The 14721-nt window shown below is 67.8% G+C and carries 13 protein-coding genes; 4 read left to right on the top strand and 9 right to left on the bottom strand.

All coding sequences use genetic code 11. The annotated features are described in order from the left end of the window. Window positions 1-2 precede the first annotated feature (2 nt). Both AAHM44_RS17180 and AAHM44_RS17175 read right to left on the bottom strand, forming a co-directional pair. The gene (locus AAHM44_RS17180) at window positions 3-428 is read right to left on the bottom strand and encodes a DUF2147 domain-containing protein (protein WP_446746000.1); all 426 of its coding nucleotides are present in this window, start codon (window positions 426-428) and stop codon (window positions 3-5) included. Window positions 429-504: 76 nt separating this feature from the next. Beyond that, window positions 505-1239 carry an AcvB/VirJ family lysyl-phosphatidylglycerol hydrolase gene (locus tag AAHM44_RS17175; protein WP_342250746.1) on the bottom strand — a complete coding sequence of 245 codons (735 nt, stop codon included), beginning with the start codon at window positions 1237-1239 and terminating at the stop codon, window positions 505-507. A gap of 119 nt (window positions 1240-1358) precedes the next feature. On the opposite strand from AAHM44_RS17175, the gene AAHM44_RS17170 reads away from it, so the two are divergent. Genes AAHM44_RS17170 through AAHM44_RS17160 form a run of 3 tightly spaced genes read left to right on the top strand, consistent with a single transcriptional unit; the run spans window position 1359 to window position 3841 of the window. Beyond that, window positions 1359-1826: a PDZ domain-containing protein gene (locus AAHM44_RS17170; RefSeq protein WP_184168712.1), complete on the top strand. Its 468-nt coding sequence runs from the start codon at window positions 1359-1361 to the stop codon at window positions 1824-1826. Beyond that, window positions 1795-2478: a winged helix-turn-helix domain-containing protein gene (locus AAHM44_RS17165; RefSeq protein ID WP_184168711.1), complete on the top strand. Its 684-nt coding sequence runs from the start codon at window positions 1795-1797 to the stop codon at window positions 2476-2478. Before AAHM44_RS17170 ends, AAHM44_RS17165 begins: the two co-directional genes overlap by 32 nt. 1 nt (window position 2479) lies before the next feature. Then, window positions 2480-3841, top strand: coding sequence for a sensor histidine kinase (locus tag AAHM44_RS17160; RefSeq protein ID WP_342250745.1), 1362 nt, complete (start codon window positions 2480-2482; stop codon window positions 3839-3841). A gap of 39 nt (window positions 3842-3880) precedes the next feature. Here AAHM44_RS17160 and AAHM44_RS17155 read toward each other — a convergent pair whose 3' ends face one another. The 6 genes from AAHM44_RS17155 to AAHM44_RS17130 form a co-directional block, all read right to left on the bottom strand. Then, window positions 3881-4225, bottom strand: a complete 345-nt coding sequence (locus tag AAHM44_RS17155) for a hypothetical protein (protein ID WP_311768497.1) — start codon at window positions 4223-4225, stop codon at window positions 3881-3883. Next, a complete protein-coding gene (locus AAHM44_RS17150; RefSeq protein WP_342250744.1) occupies window positions 4222-7587 on the bottom strand; it encodes a glycosyltransferase in 3366 nt (1121 codons plus the stop codon). Before AAHM44_RS17150 ends, AAHM44_RS17155 begins: the two co-directional genes overlap by 4 nt. A 313-nt stretch (window positions 7588-7900) precedes the next feature. After that, window positions 7901-8026, bottom strand: coding sequence for a hypothetical protein (locus AAHM44_RS17145; protein WP_269576209.1), 126 nt, complete (start codon window positions 8024-8026; stop codon window positions 7901-7903). A gap of 85 nt (window positions 8027-8111) precedes the next feature. After that, on the bottom strand, window positions 8112-9497 hold the full coding sequence (locus AAHM44_RS17140; protein WP_342250743.1) for a PepSY-associated TM helix domain-containing protein: 1386 nt from the start codon (window positions 9495-9497) through the stop codon (window positions 8112-8114). Then, a complete protein-coding gene (locus AAHM44_RS17135) occupies window positions 9494-11776 on the bottom strand; it encodes a TonB-dependent receptor (RefSeq protein WP_342250742.1) in 2283 nt (760 codons plus the stop codon). The genes AAHM44_RS17140 and AAHM44_RS17135 overlap by 4 nt, the downstream gene beginning before the upstream one ends. A 33-nt stretch (window positions 11777-11809) precedes the next feature. Further along, window positions 11810-12208, bottom strand: coding sequence for a DUF2946 family protein (locus tag AAHM44_RS17130; protein ID WP_342250741.1), 399 nt, complete (start codon window positions 12206-12208; stop codon window positions 11810-11812). Window positions 12209-12328: 120 nt separating this feature from the next. Here AAHM44_RS17130 and AAHM44_RS17125 point away from each other — a divergent pair, with 120 nt between their 5' ends. Then, window positions 12329-12820: an asparaginase domain-containing protein gene (locus tag AAHM44_RS17125; RefSeq protein ID WP_342250740.1), complete on the top strand. Its 492-nt coding sequence runs from the start codon at window positions 12329-12331 to the stop codon at window positions 12818-12820. Window positions 12821-13003: 183 nt separating this feature from the next. Here AAHM44_RS17125 and hutU read toward each other — a convergent pair whose 3' ends face one another. Next, entirely contained in the window at window positions 13004-14659 is a 1656-nt protein-coding gene (gene hutU, locus AAHM44_RS17120; protein WP_342250739.1) for a urocanate hydratase, read from the bottom strand. Window positions 14660-14721 lie beyond the last annotated feature (62 nt).

Genomic DNA, 14721 nt, shown 5'->3' with positions numbered 1-14721 from the left:
CCTCAGCCGCGCTGCCAGACCTGCGACTTGCAGATCCAGCCGCCCAGGATGCATCCGCTGATCTTCAGGCTGTTCGGGCCCTGCTGTTCGATCTTCGAGTAGAAGGTCTGGCCCATGTCGGGGACATAGACCCGGCCCTGCCACTTGCCGTTGCCGGTGGGGTGATAGTCCTGGAGCAGTTCGGTGCCGATCAGCTTGGCGACGCCGCTATCCTTCGCGTCCTTCTGCGCCTCGGCATTGGCCCAGACCACCCAGCCGCACAATTTGTCGCCGCACGCGCCGGTCTGCACCTTCACCGTGCCGCGCGGATTGACCCAGGTGCCCATCACGCCGGTCGCGGCGGCGACCGGAGCCTGGGCGGAGGCCTGCATGGTGCCGAGCACCGTGGCGGCGAGGCCGAGGCCGGCCAGGATCTTGCCGAAGCGCATGTCGAATGTCCCTCTGTTGGTCCGTTGTCGCGGCCCGCTCTAGGTAGGCGCGGCTGTCCGCCGCGTGATCCCAAACCTAAATATTGGTAATGTTGGCGATGCCGGCGTGGAGCGCCTTGAACAGCGCGTCCGGATCATGGTGGAGCATGTGCCCGCCCGGCAGCACGATGCGGCGGACATTGGTCTGGGTCAGCTTCGGGCAGAGGCTGTCGGTCTCTTCCACGCCCTGCACGCAGAGCGTCGGCACCCAGGTGAGCTGGCGGCCGGTAGGCAGCGCCATCGCATCGGGCTTGGCCCAGTTGAACAGCTCGTTGGGTGATGCGCGGAAGAAGACGGTGTCGGTGGGCACCACCAGCGCGACGGCCTTCACCCTGGCGCGCAGGTCGGAGGGCAGGCCGGTCAGGCCGACATGCATCATGTCCGCGCCGAAGGACTGGCCGATCATCACCAATCGGTCAGCGTGCCCGAAGGCGAGCGCGCGGCGCGCGGCGGTGGCGATCAGCGCCTGGACCTCGGCCGGGCTGCGCTGCTGGCGGAAATAGGCGAGCGAGCTGACACCCACCACGGGCACGCCCTCTGCGGCGAAGCGCCTGGCGATCTCCGGCCCCATGCCGATCTTGAAGCCCATATCGCCCGAGACCAGCACCACCGCCAGGCCGCGCGCATGCGGGGGCGTGGGTTTGGTGGGGGCGATGTCATAGAAGACCGGGCCGCCGAAATAGCCGATATAGGTCAGGAAGCCGGTGAATCCGGCGAGCACCAGCGCTAGGGCGACCAGGGCGATCTTCAACTTGCGGCGGCTACGGCGCATGCGCGAACTCCTTGAAACTGCTCGCCGTGTAGCCTGTCGCAGTTCGCGAAGGAGTGGCCGGATCATGACCAAAGCTTAACGTGACTTGCCGACCTATGGCGGGCATCCCGATGCTCGAAATGACCACCAATGAAATCCGGGAAGACGCCAGGACCGCCGGCCGCGCGATGCGCGGGACCGACGGGTTCGTGCTGATCCTCGTCCTCTCTTTCGCGCTCAGCGCCATGGTGATCCTGGGCTGGGCCTGGCGATCGGGAATCAACCACGTCTTCGCCGCACAGACCGGCGCCAACATGTTCCCCGGCTTCACCGCAGAGACCCCCAGCGGCGCTGCGCACGGGCTGGTCGTCACCAGCTTGCGCTCGGGCAGCGAGGCGGCGCAGGACGGGATGGAAGTGGGCGACGCGATCGTGGCGATCGATGGCCGCGGGATCGACACGCTCGACCAGGCGCGGCGTTACCTGCGTGACGACCGTCATCCAGAGGTATATCTCGACTTGGTCCACCAAAAGCAGCTACGCCATCTCAAGCTCTTGCGAAGTGCGAGTGGAGAGAATGGGGCACAAGCTGCTGCTGGTGGAGGATGACGAGGCCACCGCCGCGTACATCGTCAAAGGAATGACCGAAGAGGGGTTCACGGTAGACCGCGCCGACAATGGGCGCGACGGCCTGTTCCTCGCCAGCGACGGCAGTTACGACGCGATCGTGCTCGATCGCATGCTGCCGGGCATGGACGGCATGGCCGTGCTCGGTGCGCTGCGTGCCGCGAAGATCGAGACTCCGGTCATCATCCTCTCCGCGCTCGGCACGCCTGACGACCGGGTCGGCGGGCTCACCTCGGGCGCCGACGACTATCTCGTGAAGCCCTTCGCCTTTGCCGAACTCCTCGCCCGCGTGCGCTTGCTGCTGCGCAAGCGCGGGGCGGCCGAGGGCGCGGTGACCAAGCTCAACTCCGGCGACCTCGAGATGGACCTGCTGTCGCGGCGGGTGAAGCGGGGCGCCCGGGTGATCGACCTGCAGCCGCGCGAGTTTCGCCTGCTCGAATATTTCCTGCGCCACCCGGACCAGGTGATTACCCGCACCATGCTGCTCGAAGGCGTGTGGGACTATCATTTCGATCCGGGGACCAATGTGATCGACGTCCATATCAGCCGGCTTAGGAAGAAGCTGGACGATGGCGGCGAGCCGATCCTCCACACGATCCGTGGCGCCGGCTATCGGCTCGGCCCGGCGGCCTGAGATGACGCTCCGCCTGGGGCAGCTGGCGCGTTCGGTTACGGCGCGCTTCGTGATCGTCGCCTTCCTCGTCCAGCTTATCGTCACCGGCGGCATCCTGCTGTTTGTCCAGCAGGCGAGCGAGCGCGCGCTGGCGGCCGAGCAGAAGACGCTGGTCGCCGAACTGCGCGACGACCTGGTCTCGGCCTGGCGGGCCGGTGGGGACGAGGGGTTGCGACGGCTGATCGATGCCCGGCTGGAGCAGGCGCATGCCAGCCCGCCGGTGATCCTGCTCGCCACCGCGAAGCAGGATCCGATCCGCGGCAATCTGGGCGACTGGCCGACGGTGATCCCGGCGCGGACCGACTGGCAGGCGATCGAGCTCTACCGCACCGGCAGCGACCGGGCGGAGCTGATGGGGGTATCCTCCACCACCTTGCCCAATGGCGAGCTGCTGCTGGCGGGGCACGTCATCAGTTCCAGCGTGCGCCTGGCGCGGGTGAACGAGGAAGCGATCACCGCGGCTTTGGTGATCGGCGTGATCTTCGCGCTGCTCAGTGCGCTGCTGATCGGCAGGGTGCTCTCCAACCAGATCCAGGGCGTGGTGAGCACCGCGCGCGAAGTGGGCGAGGGCCGGCTAGGTCGGCGCGTGCCGATCGACGGCAGCGGCGACGCGTTCGATGCGCTGGGCCAGTCGGTCAATGCGATGCTCGACCGGATCGAGGCGCTGGTCTCGCAACTGCGGATGATGACCGACGGGCTGGCGCATGACCTCAAATCGCCGGTCACCCGGATCAAGGTGGCGCTGGAGCGCGCGATCATCGAGACCGAGGACGAGACCGCGCTGGCGGCGCTGGAGCGCGTTTCGGGCGAGGCGGAGACCTTGCTCGGCATGCTCTCGACCGCGCTGCTGATCAGCCGGGCCGAGGCGGGGATCGGACGCGACCGCTTCGTCGATACCGACATTGCCGCGCTGCTCGAGGACCTGGCCGAAGTCTATGGTCCGCTGGCCGAGGATCGCGGCTTCGAGATCGCCGTCGAGGCCGAGCCGGGCCTGCACGTGGCGCTGCACCGCGAACTGGTCGGCCAGGCGCTGGGCAACCTGATCGAGAACGCAACCAAATATGCCGAGGGCGGGCATCGGATAACGGTGAGAGCTGCGCGCGAAGGCGGCGGGGTTTCGCTGTCGGTGGGGGACGACGGGCCGGGCATTCCCGAGGCGCGCCGCGCTGAGGCACTGAGCCGCTTCGGGCGGCTCGATCCGGCGCGGCATATTGCCGGGTCCGGCCTGGGGCTGTCGCTGGTCGAGGCGGTGGCGCGGCTGCACCAGGGGAGCTTCGCGCTGGAGGATGCCGGTCCGGGGCTGCGGGCGGTGTTGCGGTTCTAAGCGCCAGTCCCTCTACCGCTTGCGGGAGAGAGAATAGGGTCACACCGCCAGCGCGTAGGTGATCACCAGTGCCGCCACCGTCATCAGCGACATGGCCGCGATGAAGGTCACGTCGGCGATCCGCTCCAGCTCGTGCAGGCGCTTGGCCGGCCCGTGGCGGATCGCGAAATAGCTGGTCAGCGTCGCGATCAGGAACAGCACCGAATCGAGCGCCAGCATGTCGTCGGCCAGCGTATTGGCCTTGCGCACCGCGATCACCACCCGGAGGATGCCGATCGCGGTGAGGCAGACGCCGACCATCGCGGCGGCGATCGGGCAGATCATCCGGCAGGCACGCTCGTCGAGCATGTACTGGCTGTGATGCTCCTGCGGCGGCCCCTTCACTCGGCGGCGACCGGGGTCCGGGTTTCCACCTTGGCTTCCGGCTCGGCCACGGCCTGGGCTTCCACCCGGCCGCTGCGCTCCAGCTTGCCCCAGCCGACCCAGGGTCCGCGCAGCGCGTTGGCGACGGCGCGGATCACCACCCAGTACATCAGCTGGCGATAGACGAATCGCTGGGCGAGCAGCAGCAGGCCCGGATAGCGCTTCTCGCGCTTCTCCATCCGGTACGCGATCCAGCCGCACAGATAGTCGATCGCCATGAACGACACCCAGTAGATCCCCATGCGGATCACGTCGCTCTCGGTCTGCGCCCAGCCATGCTGGTAGACCCTGAGCGCGGTGCCGAGGATCGAGACGAGCAGTGCGGCGTCGATCAGCGGCGAGATCAGCGCGAAGGCGATCTGGAAAACCCAGGCCTGGGGAATGCCGACCAGCGCGAGGCCGGCGGGCTTGCGGGTGCGCAGGATCGCGCGGTGCTTCCACAGACACTGGAGCGTGCCGAACGCCCAGCGGAAGCGCTGCTTGGCGAGCGCGCCGAAGCTCTCGGGCGCCTCGGTCCAGGCGACCGCGTCGATGTCATAGCCGACCCGCCAGCCCTTGCGCTGGATCGCGATGGTCAGGTCCTGGTCCTCGGCCAGCGTGTCGACCGGATAGCCGCCGACATCGTCCAGCGCCGCCTTGCGCCACGCGCCGACCGCGCCGGGGACGACCATGATCGCATCGAGGCTGGCGAGTGCGCGCCGCTCGAGATTCTGCGAGGTGACATATTCGACCGACTGCCAGCGGGTGACCAGGTTGACCCGGTTGCCGACCTTGGCGTTGCCGGCGATCGCGCCGATCTCGTCATCCTCGAACCAGCGGGCGAGGCGGGCGATGGTCAGCGGCTCGAACTGGGTATCGGCATCGAGCGCGATGACAATGTCGCCGCGGGCGATCTCCAGCCCCTTGTTGAGCGCGCGAGCCTTGCCGCCATTCTCCAGGGTGAGCAGCTTGACACGCGGCTCGGCGGAGAAGGCGTTGCGGACCACATCGCTGGTGCCGTCATTCGAGCCGTCGTCGAGCACGATGACCTCGACATTGACCTGTTCGCTGGCGAGCACGCGGCGGATCGAATTCTCGATCACCTTGGCCTCGTTATATGCCGGGATCAGCACCGAGACGAAGCGGCCGAGATCGATCGCGGGAGCGACCGGGCGGTTCTTCCTGCGGTTGCCGTTCACCGCCAGCGCGGCGAGGACCAGGGCGCGGGCGATGCCGAGCGCGATCGCGACGAAGAACAGCCACTTCAGCGCGAAGCCGATGATCGCGGCGACGAGGAAGATGCCGACATCGGTGCGCACCGCGGCAAGATCGGCGCCCTTCACTTCGGGCATTACCTGGTCGCGGGTGAGGCCGGCGAGCTGCGAGACGGGGACGAACTGATAGCCCTTCGCCCGGAGCGCATCGATGATGCGGGGCAGCGCGGCGATGGTCTGCGAGCGATCACCGCCGCCGTCATGCAGCAGGATGATCTGGCCGGACTGCTCGTAATTGCCGGCCTCCACTTCGCGCAGCACGGTGTTGACGATCTCGTCGGTGCCCGGGCGCTGCCAGTCGTTCGGGTCCACGTGCAGGCCGACATTGGTGTAGCCGGCGCGCTGCGCGGTGAGCGCGGGGATCAGTTCGTCCGCGGTGGTCGGCTCAGCGTCGCCGAAATAGGGCGCGCGGAACAGGCGGACCGAGCGGCCGGTATAGGCTTCGAGCAGGCGCTGGGTGGCGTTGAGCTCGATCCTTGTGCCGCGCGCTGAGGCGAGCGCCAGGTTCGGGTGGGTGAAGGTGTGGCTGCCGATCTCATTGCCTTCGTCGACGACGCGGCGGACGAGGAACGGCTCGGCCATCGCATTCTCGCCGATCATGAAGAAGGTGCCGGTGACCTGCTTGGCCTTCAGGATGTCGAGGATCTTGGGCGTCCAGTCCGGATCGGGGCCGTCGTCGAAGGTCAGCGCGACCTTGCCGGGCATATAGCCGGTGCGGGTGACGACATAGGGCGTGGGCAGCGACTGGAAGGTCTCGTCGACGATCAGGCCGTTCGGGTTCTGGACGATGGTGCGGGCACCCACGCTCGGCGTGCTGGTGATGCGCAGGATCTCGCCCGAGCCCTCGACGTCGACGTCGCCAACTGCCTCGATCCGGCGCAGATCGGGGATCTTGCCCGAATGCGCGGCGGCAAGGGCGGGCCAGAAGTTCGAGTCTTCCGAGCCCAGGCGCCACAGCGCGACACCGCCGACGCCCTTGATATTGGCGGCGCGCAGCTGGTTCCAGGCGGTGGTGGCGTCGGCCATCCACACGGTGTGCTCGGTGCCGTTCTCCTCATAGGCGAAGCTCTGGTTACCGCTCGCCTTGTCGAAGGTGACGGTGGCGTCGCTGTCGTGCGCGATCAGCCAGGCCTCTTCGATCGAGATCGGATCGGCCTTGCCGGGGGCGGTCCAGTTATAGCCATAGTTGGCGATGCCGACGATCAGCTTGTCGGCCGGAACCTGGGTGAGCGCGGCGTTCATCTGGTTGACGAACCAGGCCTGGCTGGCGATCGGGCCGGGCGCGGTGACGGGCGCGTGCTCGTCATAATCCATCAGGATCAGCTTGTCCGTCGCGGCGGCATAGGCCTTCATGTTCCAGTCGTCGTCCTGGGCGGGGACGGTGACGGAGACGCTCATCTTCGCCGCGGCGAAGCGGGCATGCGCGTCGCGCAGCAGCGCGAGATAGCCGGGCTGGGCGGCGGTGGGCAGCTCCTCGAAGTCGAACACGGCGCCGTCCGCCTTGCGGGCGACCAGGGTGCGCTGGAGACTGTCGAGGAAGGCGGCGCGCGCCTTGGGATCGCGCAGCAGCGCGGCGGCGCCGGCGCTGTCCCAATTGTCGCCGGTGGCGTTCTGCACCATCGGCAGCACCTTGGGGCGCCTGCTGGCGCCGGCGATGATCGTATCGAACTGGGGATCGGGGGTGACGGCGATTGCGTGCTGCGCGCCGGTGACGCTGTAGAGCGACGGCACGACCCAATCGAGGTCGTTCACGTGGCGGCGGAGGGAGGCGCGGCTGGCATCGTCCCAAGGCACGTAGAAGCCGACGGAGAGCGGCGCGCTCGACGCATGCGCCTTGCCGCGCGGCAGCCAGGAAGCGAAGCTGTGGCGCAAGTGATTGGCCTGCTGCTTCAGCGAACGGGGCTGGGGATGCTCCATCGCCATGGCAAGTGGGCCCGGGGTGGGCACGCGGACCAGCGTCATCGCGAACGCACCGGCGGCCAGCACGATCACCAGCAGGAGCGCGAAGAAGGCGCGCATCGTCCAGCGGTTTCGCTTGCCGCTTGCGTCGAAGAAGATCGGACGTTCCATCGCCTCTGTGCCCTGATTGCAATGTCTGGTGGTGCGACGCCCGGCCCGAGGAGTGCAGGAGGACCGGGCGCCGCTGGTTTGCCGGCCATGAACGCGGATATGGCCAGCGCTGTCTGGTTAACCCCGCCAGTCCTTCCCGGACCTGCCCGCGGCATTAACTTCCTGTCATGTGGACGATTTCGGCAAAGCAAAACGGCCGGCGCGAAGGGGAGACGCGCCGGCCGTTCAGGGTTGCGGGTGCAGGCTGAAGAGGGTTGCCCGCACCCGCTGGCATCGTCCGGAACAGGGAGTGTCGGGCGATGCCGGAACTGGCTCAGTTCCTGGTTGCGACCCTCGGGGTGTGGTTCGACAGCCGTGCATCGGCGGTCGACCAGGCGGCCGAGCCGGAGACGAGCGTGGCCAGCGCCAGAAGTGCGATTGCGATGCGGGGATTGGACATCTTCAGGCCTCCTGTTTCACCGGCCGCTCGCCGACCGTGAGACAGGTTTTGCCGGAACGCACGTGTCCCGGCCGTGTCGGGAAGGTTACAATTTAGAGAGGCGGCGCAGGCCCAGCCAGCGGGCAGCCGGCGGAGCGAGTCGGCGCATGAGCTGGTCGAAGGCGGTAGCGAGGGCGAGGGTGATGCCGAACAGCGGCATCAGCACGCCGAGCAGGATCGTGAGTCCCACCAGCGCCCAGCTGTGCCGCAACGGATCCTTGGGAGTGGGCGCGCCCAGCACTCCCTGGGGACGTCTGCGCCACCACAGCACGGCGCTCGACACTGCCAGCAGCACCAGCCCGACCAGCACAAGCAGGTTCACGAGCTGGTTGAGCAGCCCCAGCCAGGCGCCTTCGTGCACCGCGACGCCGAAGCCGACCGCGCGATCGATCCAGTGGCGGTCGCCAAAGCCCTGCGATCCGATCACCGCGCCGTCGTCGCCGATCTCGACGGAGACGCGGCGGGTGCGATCTTCCGCCTGGGACTGGACCAGCCAGCGGCCTCCTGCCCTGGTGGGCGGGCTGACTTCGGCGGTGGCGGCGAGGCCGAGCGTCATGGCCTTGGCCACCACCCGGTCGAGCGCCGGGCCCTTGGGAGCGACATGCGCCATGGTCATGCCGTGATGCTCGGCATGCTCGTCGAGCATCGCGCGGACGCCCTTGTCGAGATCGGCACGTGCCGCCGCATCGGCCTCGGATCCGGCGGACCAGTCCTGGCGGACGGCAGCGGTGCCGGTCGCGATGCGCACTTGCTTGAGATAGTCGCCCCAGTTCTCTGCCCAGGGCAGGCCGGAGACGATCAGGAAGATCGCGCCGATCGACACCCACAGCCCGATCACCGCGTGCAGGTCACGCCAGAAGATCCGCCTGCCGCCCCTGAGGCGCGGCCAGAGGATGCCGCCCAGCCCCTTGCCCTTGCGGCCGCGCGGCCACCAGAGGAACAGGCCGGTGAAGAGCATCACGATCGTCCAGCAGGCGGCGATCTCTACCAGGGCCGAGCCCCATTTGCCGGCGAGCAGCTCGCCATGTAGGCGGAAAACCACGCGCATGAAACGGTCTTCCTCGGGCACGGCCTTGAGCACCTGCCCGCTCTGGGGATGCACCCAGACACGCGTTTCTTCCGCGCCGGCGCCGACGAGCAGCTGGACGGCGTCGTCCGGCGCTTCGGGCAGGACGTATTTGTGCAGCACCGCGCCGGGCACCGCCGCCGTGCCGGCCGCGACGATCTGCTCGGGGGCGAGTATCGAGCGGCCGGGCGTCGCGACATGGGTGTAGGGCGCATAGAGCCAGCCTTCGATCTGCGGCTTGAATAGATAGATGCCGCCGGTGACCGACAGCCACAGGATGAAGGGCAGGCAGAACAGCCCGGCATAGAAATGCCAGCGCCACACCGCGCGGAACCAGCGTTCGTGGCGGACGGTCCCGTCGCTCACAGCGTCCACCCCGCTTCGACCAGGACGCTGCGCTGGGGATAGGGGTGATACACCCACGCCTTGTTGTTGGTGATATTGTCCACGCCTGCGCTCAGCCGGAAATTGTCGGTCATCTTCCAGTTCACCTTGGCATCGAGCGCGAACAGCTCCGAGGTATAGCCGAACGTGTCGCCGCGCTGGGTGCCGAAAAGGTCGGTATTGGGCCGGGTAGCATAGCGCATGCCGAGCGAGGCCAGCACGCGCGGGGTCACCTGATAGCGGATGTTAGCGTTGAGCCGCCAGCGCGGGATGCGCGGGAACTGCACGCCCTCGGCCGCCGGCGCGCTGTCGTTGCGCACGGTCTTCGAGTCGATCCAGGCGGCATTGGCGTCGATATCCAGGCCGGCCACGCCGACATCGCGTGCCTCGGCGATCAGCTCGAGTCCGACTTGGCGGGTCGTGTCGATATTCTTGAAGCTCGAGGTGGTGATCCCGTTCTGGTTGAAGCCGGTGAACGCGAAGATCGTGTCCTCAACCCGCTGCCAGAAGGCCGAGCCGGTGAGCTTCAGCCCGCCGAAGTCATGCGCGACGAGCAGGTTGGCGTCGCGCGAGCGCTCGGGCTTGAGGTTCGGATCGAAGCTGTTCGGGTTGAAGCTGCCATCGCCATTGAGGCTGCCCTGGAACAGCTCGCCCACCGTCGGGAAGCGCGTCGCCTCGGCCAGGCTGAGCTGCACGCTGGTCGCCTGCCCATGCCATTCGACAGAGAATTTCGGATCGAACGCGGTGTCGCTGCGCGCGGCATAGCTATTGGTGACCGGGACCCCGCCAGTTCCGAGCCGCCCAAGCCCGCCGTCGAACGCCCGCCAGTTCTCCAGCCGCGCGCCGAGGGTGAAGACCAGCGCCTCAGCGCGTAGCCGCCCCTCGGCCCAGCCGGCGAGCAGCCGGGTCTTGCCATGGGTGCGGGTGGAGAAGGCGCGGCCGCCATCGCCGCGCCACACCGGCAATGTGTAGTTGGTCTGGTCGGTCTGGTAGAGATTGGCGCTGGCGCCGCCCGCAAGCTCGAACGCGCCGGTGCGGCCGTCGACCGAAAGCTCGGCGGTGTACCAGCCGGTCGGCCCCTGGCGCGCCAGCGTGCCCGCGCCATTGTTCGCACCCGCCGTCCAGCTTGCCGAAGTGAAGCCGTCCGAGCGGGCGATCTGGTAGGTCGAGAAGTTGAGCTTCGCGGTCACGTCCGGCGCGATCGGGGCGGTGAGCTTGGCGCCGGCGAGGAACTCGTCGCGCACCGTGCGCGACCAGCGCGCGCCGGACGCCGTCCAGCTCTGGCCGAGCGTGGTCACCCTGCCTTCGCAAACCTTGTTGCCGGCGGCGTCGCGCAGATAGCAGTCGGGCGCATATTGCGCGTCGACATTGTGCCAATAGGCCAGCAGCGCTTCGCCGGTGATGCCCGAGGTGCCGTCATAGCCGATGCGCAGTTTGGCCTGGTCCTGCGTCGTCCGCGCCGGGCTCTGCGCCGCGAAGATCGGGCTGGTCGGCCGGCCGGGCGAATTGGGAATCGCCTGGCCCGTATCGACGATCGCGCCGGTCACCACGGTGCCGGGGGCGCCGGTTGCCGGGGTGAGACCATACCAGCTCATCGGCTGGCCATCGTTGCGGAAATGGCGCCCGGAGAGCCGTGCCGACCACGGCCCGTCCTTCTGCCGCCAGCCCAGGCCGGCCTCGCCCGACCAGCCCCAATAGGTCGCGTGGGTGCCGTACTGGTCATAGGGCTCGGCCAGCCCCTGTACGGTCGCGAAGGCTTCGGTTTTCTCCGGCGAGCGGGTGGTGATGTTGACGATGCCGCCCATCGAATTGCCCGAGTAGCGCGCCGAATAGGGGCCATACACCACGTCGAACTGCTCAACCTCGCCGGGGCCGACCACCCCCCATTTGGGCGAGAAGGCGAAGCTGTTGCCGAGGAAGTTCGACACCACGAACCCGTCGACCATCACCAGCGCGCGGGCGCTCTGCATCGAATGGGTGCCGCGAAAGCCCGGCACGCCGTTCGAGTCCCCGGCATAGCGTTTGCGCACGAAGAAATCGGGCGCGTATTTCATCAGGTCCTCGACATTCTGTGCGTTGACGCCGGCGAACTGCGCCTCGCCCATGCTCACCGAGAGCCCGCGCGGATCGATGCTGATCGGCGCGTCCTTCTGACCGACCACGAGGATGGAAGGTTCGTCCTGCGCCTCCTGGGCGAGGGCGGGACCGGCAATGCAGAACAGCGGCAGCGCGGCGATGCGCGCGCGACGACAAGAAGACATGAAAACTCACCTGAACGAGGAAGGACCAAGGGTTCAGGCGAGCGAGGGCGGTCCTTGCGAAGGCGGCTGGGCAAAAGCGCGGCGGCGTGGTGCTGGCGTGGCGACGGGTGCGAAGCCGAGTGCGAGCAGGAAGGCGAGCGCGGCGAGCAGCAGCACCGGATCGGCGCCGCCGAGCATGGCATGGCCGAGTCCCGACCAGGCGCAATCCTGCTTGCCGCCGTCACTGGGCTTGGCGTGATCGGGGTCCATCGGGATGTCGACGGTCATGGTCGCGGGCCCACTGCCGTCGCAGATCACCATGGTGAGCGTCTTGCCGCCGGTTTCACCGAGCATATAGTCGGCGGGCACGAGCGCCTTCGCCGCCAGCGCCGTGGCGATCAGCCACAATGCCAGCCAGCGATGCTCCTTCAGGAAGACGCGCCATGCCCCCATGGAGGACCGGGCTATTCGCTTCGCCGCCGCCTGTCACGTCCGGAATGCGTCGAAGGGGATGGGCATTTTGTCCAACCGTGCAGGTTTCCCCGAGAGGCGAACCGGCGTAAGGGGCCGCGCATGACCCAGCAGCCCATTCTCGTGCTCACCACCGGCGGCACCATCGACAAGCAGTATTTCGACGCCTCGAGCCAGTACACGATCGTCGGCACAATGGTGACGCGGCTGTTCGAGCTGGGCCGGGTGCTGCATCCCTTCGAGATCGACGAAGTGATGCGCAAGGACAGCCTGGAGATGGACGATGCCGACCGCGCGGCGATCGCTGCCCGTGTCGCCGCGTCGGATGCGGAGCGCATCGTCATCACGCACGGCACCGACACGATGACCGAGACCGCCAGGGCGCTTGCCGGCATTCCGGGCAAGACGATCGTGCTGGTCGGCGCGCTGGCGCCGGCGCGCTTCGCCGAGAGCGATGCCACCTTCAACCTGGGCATGGCCTTCGCCACCGTCCAGGTCGCGCAGCCCGGCGTCTACATCACGATGAATGGCACCGTGTTCGAAGCGGGCAAGGTGGTGAAGGACCGCGAAGCCGGGCGCTTCGTGGAAATTTGAGGGCTAACCTGGCCATTCCATCGTCACCCTGAACTTGTTTCAGGGTCAAATGCTCGCACCGGCGATCTCCTTCGCGGTTCCTTGGATGCTGAAACAGGTTCAGCATGACGGGGTTGCCAGAGGCGGACCCTGGTTGCAGCACGGCCCGCCTCCAGTCTCTCCGTTTCCGGAAAGAAGGACTGCCTACAAGATACCGGGCAGTTTGAGCCTCTTCTCACGCGCACAGTCCAAAGCCTCGACGTAGCCGGCGTCGGCATGCCGCATCACGCCGGTCGCGGGGTCGTTCCACAGCACGCGCTCGAGCCGGGCCGCGGCTTCCGGCGTTCCGTCCGCGACGATGACCATGCCGGCATGCTGCGAATAGCCCATGCCGACGCCGCCGCCGTGATGGAGCGACACCCAGGTCGCGCCCGATGCGGTGTTGAGCAGGGCGTTGAGCAGCGGCCAGTCCGAGACTGCGTCCGATCCGTCCTGCATCGCCTCGGTCTCGCGATTGGGGCTGGCGACCGATCCGCTGTCGAGATGGTCGCGGCCGATCACGATCGGGGCCTTGAGTTCGCCGCTGGCCACCATCTCGTTGAAGGCAAGGCCGAGCCGGTGGCGGTCGCCCAGGCCGACCCAGCAGATGCGGGCGGGCAGGCCCTGGAAGTGGATGCGCTCGGCGGCCATGTCGAGCCAGTTGTGGAGATGCGCGTTGTCAGGCAGCAGCTCCTTCACCTTGGCATCGGTCTTCGCGATGTCCTCGGGATCGCCCGAGAGCGCCGCCCAGCGGAACGGACCGATCCCGCGGCAGAAGAGCGGGCGGATATAGGCGGGGACGAAGCCGGGGAAGTCGAAGGCATTGGTCACGCCCTCGTCCAGCGCGACCTGGCGGATGTTGTTGCCGTAATCGACCGTCGGCACTCCGGCGGCGTGGAAGTCGAGCATCGCCTTCACATGCTGCGCCATCGATGCCTTGGCGGCCTTGGCCACACCCTCGGGATCGCGCTCGCGCTTCTCGATCCATTCGGCGACGGTCCAGCCGACGGGCAGATAGCCGTTGATCGGGTCATGCGCGCTGGTCTGGTCGGTGAGCAGGTCGGGGCGAATGCCGCGCGCGAACATCTCGGGCAGCAGCTCCGCCGCGTTGCCGAGCAGGCCGACCGAGACCGGCTTGTCGGCGCAGCGGATGATCTCCAGTGCCTCGTCGATGCTCTCGGCCGCGCGGTCGAGATAGCCGGTGCGCAGGCGCATCTCGATGCGGCTCGGCTGGCACTCGATCGCGAGGCAGGAAGCGCCTGCCATCACCGCCGCTAGCGGCTGCGCGCCGCCCATGCCGCCAAGGCCGGCCGTGAGCAGCCAGCGGCCCTTCAGGCTGCCGCCATAATGCTGGCGGGCCATTTCGGCGAAGGTCTCGTACGTACCCTGCACGATGCCCTGGGTGCCGATATAGATCCACGAGCCGGCGGTCATCTGGCCGTACATCGCCAGCCCCTTGCGATCGAGCTCGTTGAAATGCTCCCAGGTCGCCCAATGCGGCACGAGGTTGGAATTGGCGAGGAGGACGCGGGGGGCGTTCTCGTGGGTGCGGAACACGCCGACCGGCTTGCCCGACTGGATCAGCAACGTCTCGTCGGCCTCGAGATCGCGCAGCGCGGCGACGATCTTGTCATAGCTCTCCCAGTCGCGGGCCGCGCGGCCGATGCCGCCATAGACGACCAACTCCTCGGGCCGCTCGGCGACGTCGGGGTGGAGGTTGTTCATCAGCATGCGCAGCGGCGCTTCGGTGAGCCAGCTCTTGGCGCTGCGCTCCGTGCCGGTGGCGGGCTTGATGATGCGGCTGTTGTCGAGGCGAGTCATTCCGGGGCTCCGGCAAATTCGAGGCAGGCGATGAGGATGCTGGTCAGGGCCCCCCCCGAAGG

Source organism: Sphingomonas sp. OTU376, from assembly GCF_038440415.1.
Lineage (GTDB): Bacteria > Pseudomonadota > Alphaproteobacteria > Sphingomonadales > Sphingomonadaceae > Sphingomonas > Sphingomonas kyeonggiensis_A.
This window is presented reverse-complemented; position numbering and strand designations above follow the sequence as displayed.

Excerpts from the sequence above, each read along its gene's own strand:
- AAHM44_RS17180 (WP_446746000.1), bottom strand. The coding sequence starts at position 428 with ATGCGCTTCGGCAAGATCCTGGCCGGCCTCGGCCTCGCCGCCACGGTG.
- AAHM44_RS17175 (WP_342250746.1), bottom strand. The coding sequence starts at position 1,239 with ATGCGCCGTAGCCGCCGCAAGTTGAAGATCGCCCTGGTCGCCCTAGCG.
- AAHM44_RS17170 (WP_184168712.1), top strand. The coding sequence starts at position 1,359 with ATGACCACCAATGAAATCCGGGAAGACGCCAGGACCGCCGGCCGCGCG.
- AAHM44_RS17165 (WP_184168711.1), top strand. The coding sequence starts at position 1,795 with ATGGGGCACAAGCTGCTGCTGGTGGAGGATGACGAGGCCACCGCCGCG.
- AAHM44_RS17160 (WP_342250745.1), top strand. The coding sequence starts at position 2,480 with ATGACGCTCCGCCTGGGGCAGCTGGCGCGTTCGGTTACGGCGCGCTTC.
- AAHM44_RS17150 (WP_342250744.1), bottom strand. The coding sequence starts at position 7,587 with ATGGAACGTCCGATCTTCTTCGACGCAAGCGGCAAGCGAAACCGCTGG.
- AAHM44_RS17145 (WP_269576209.1), bottom strand. The coding sequence starts at position 8,026 with ATGTCCAATCCCCGCATCGCAATCGCACTTCTGGCGCTGGCCACGCTC.
- AAHM44_RS17135 (WP_342250742.1), bottom strand. The coding sequence starts at position 11,776 with ATGTCTTCTTGTCGTCGCGCGCGCATCGCCGCGCTGCCGCTGTTCTGC.
- AAHM44_RS17130 (WP_342250741.1), bottom strand. The coding sequence starts at position 12,208 with ATGGGGGCATGGCGCGTCTTCCTGAAGGAGCATCGCTGGCTGGCATTG.
- AAHM44_RS17125 (WP_342250740.1), top strand. The coding sequence starts at position 12,329 with ATGACCCAGCAGCCCATTCTCGTGCTCACCACCGGCGGCACCATCGAC.
- hutU (WP_342250739.1), bottom strand. The coding sequence starts at position 14,659 with ATGACTCGCCTCGACAACAGCCGCATCATCAAGCCCGCCACCGGCACG.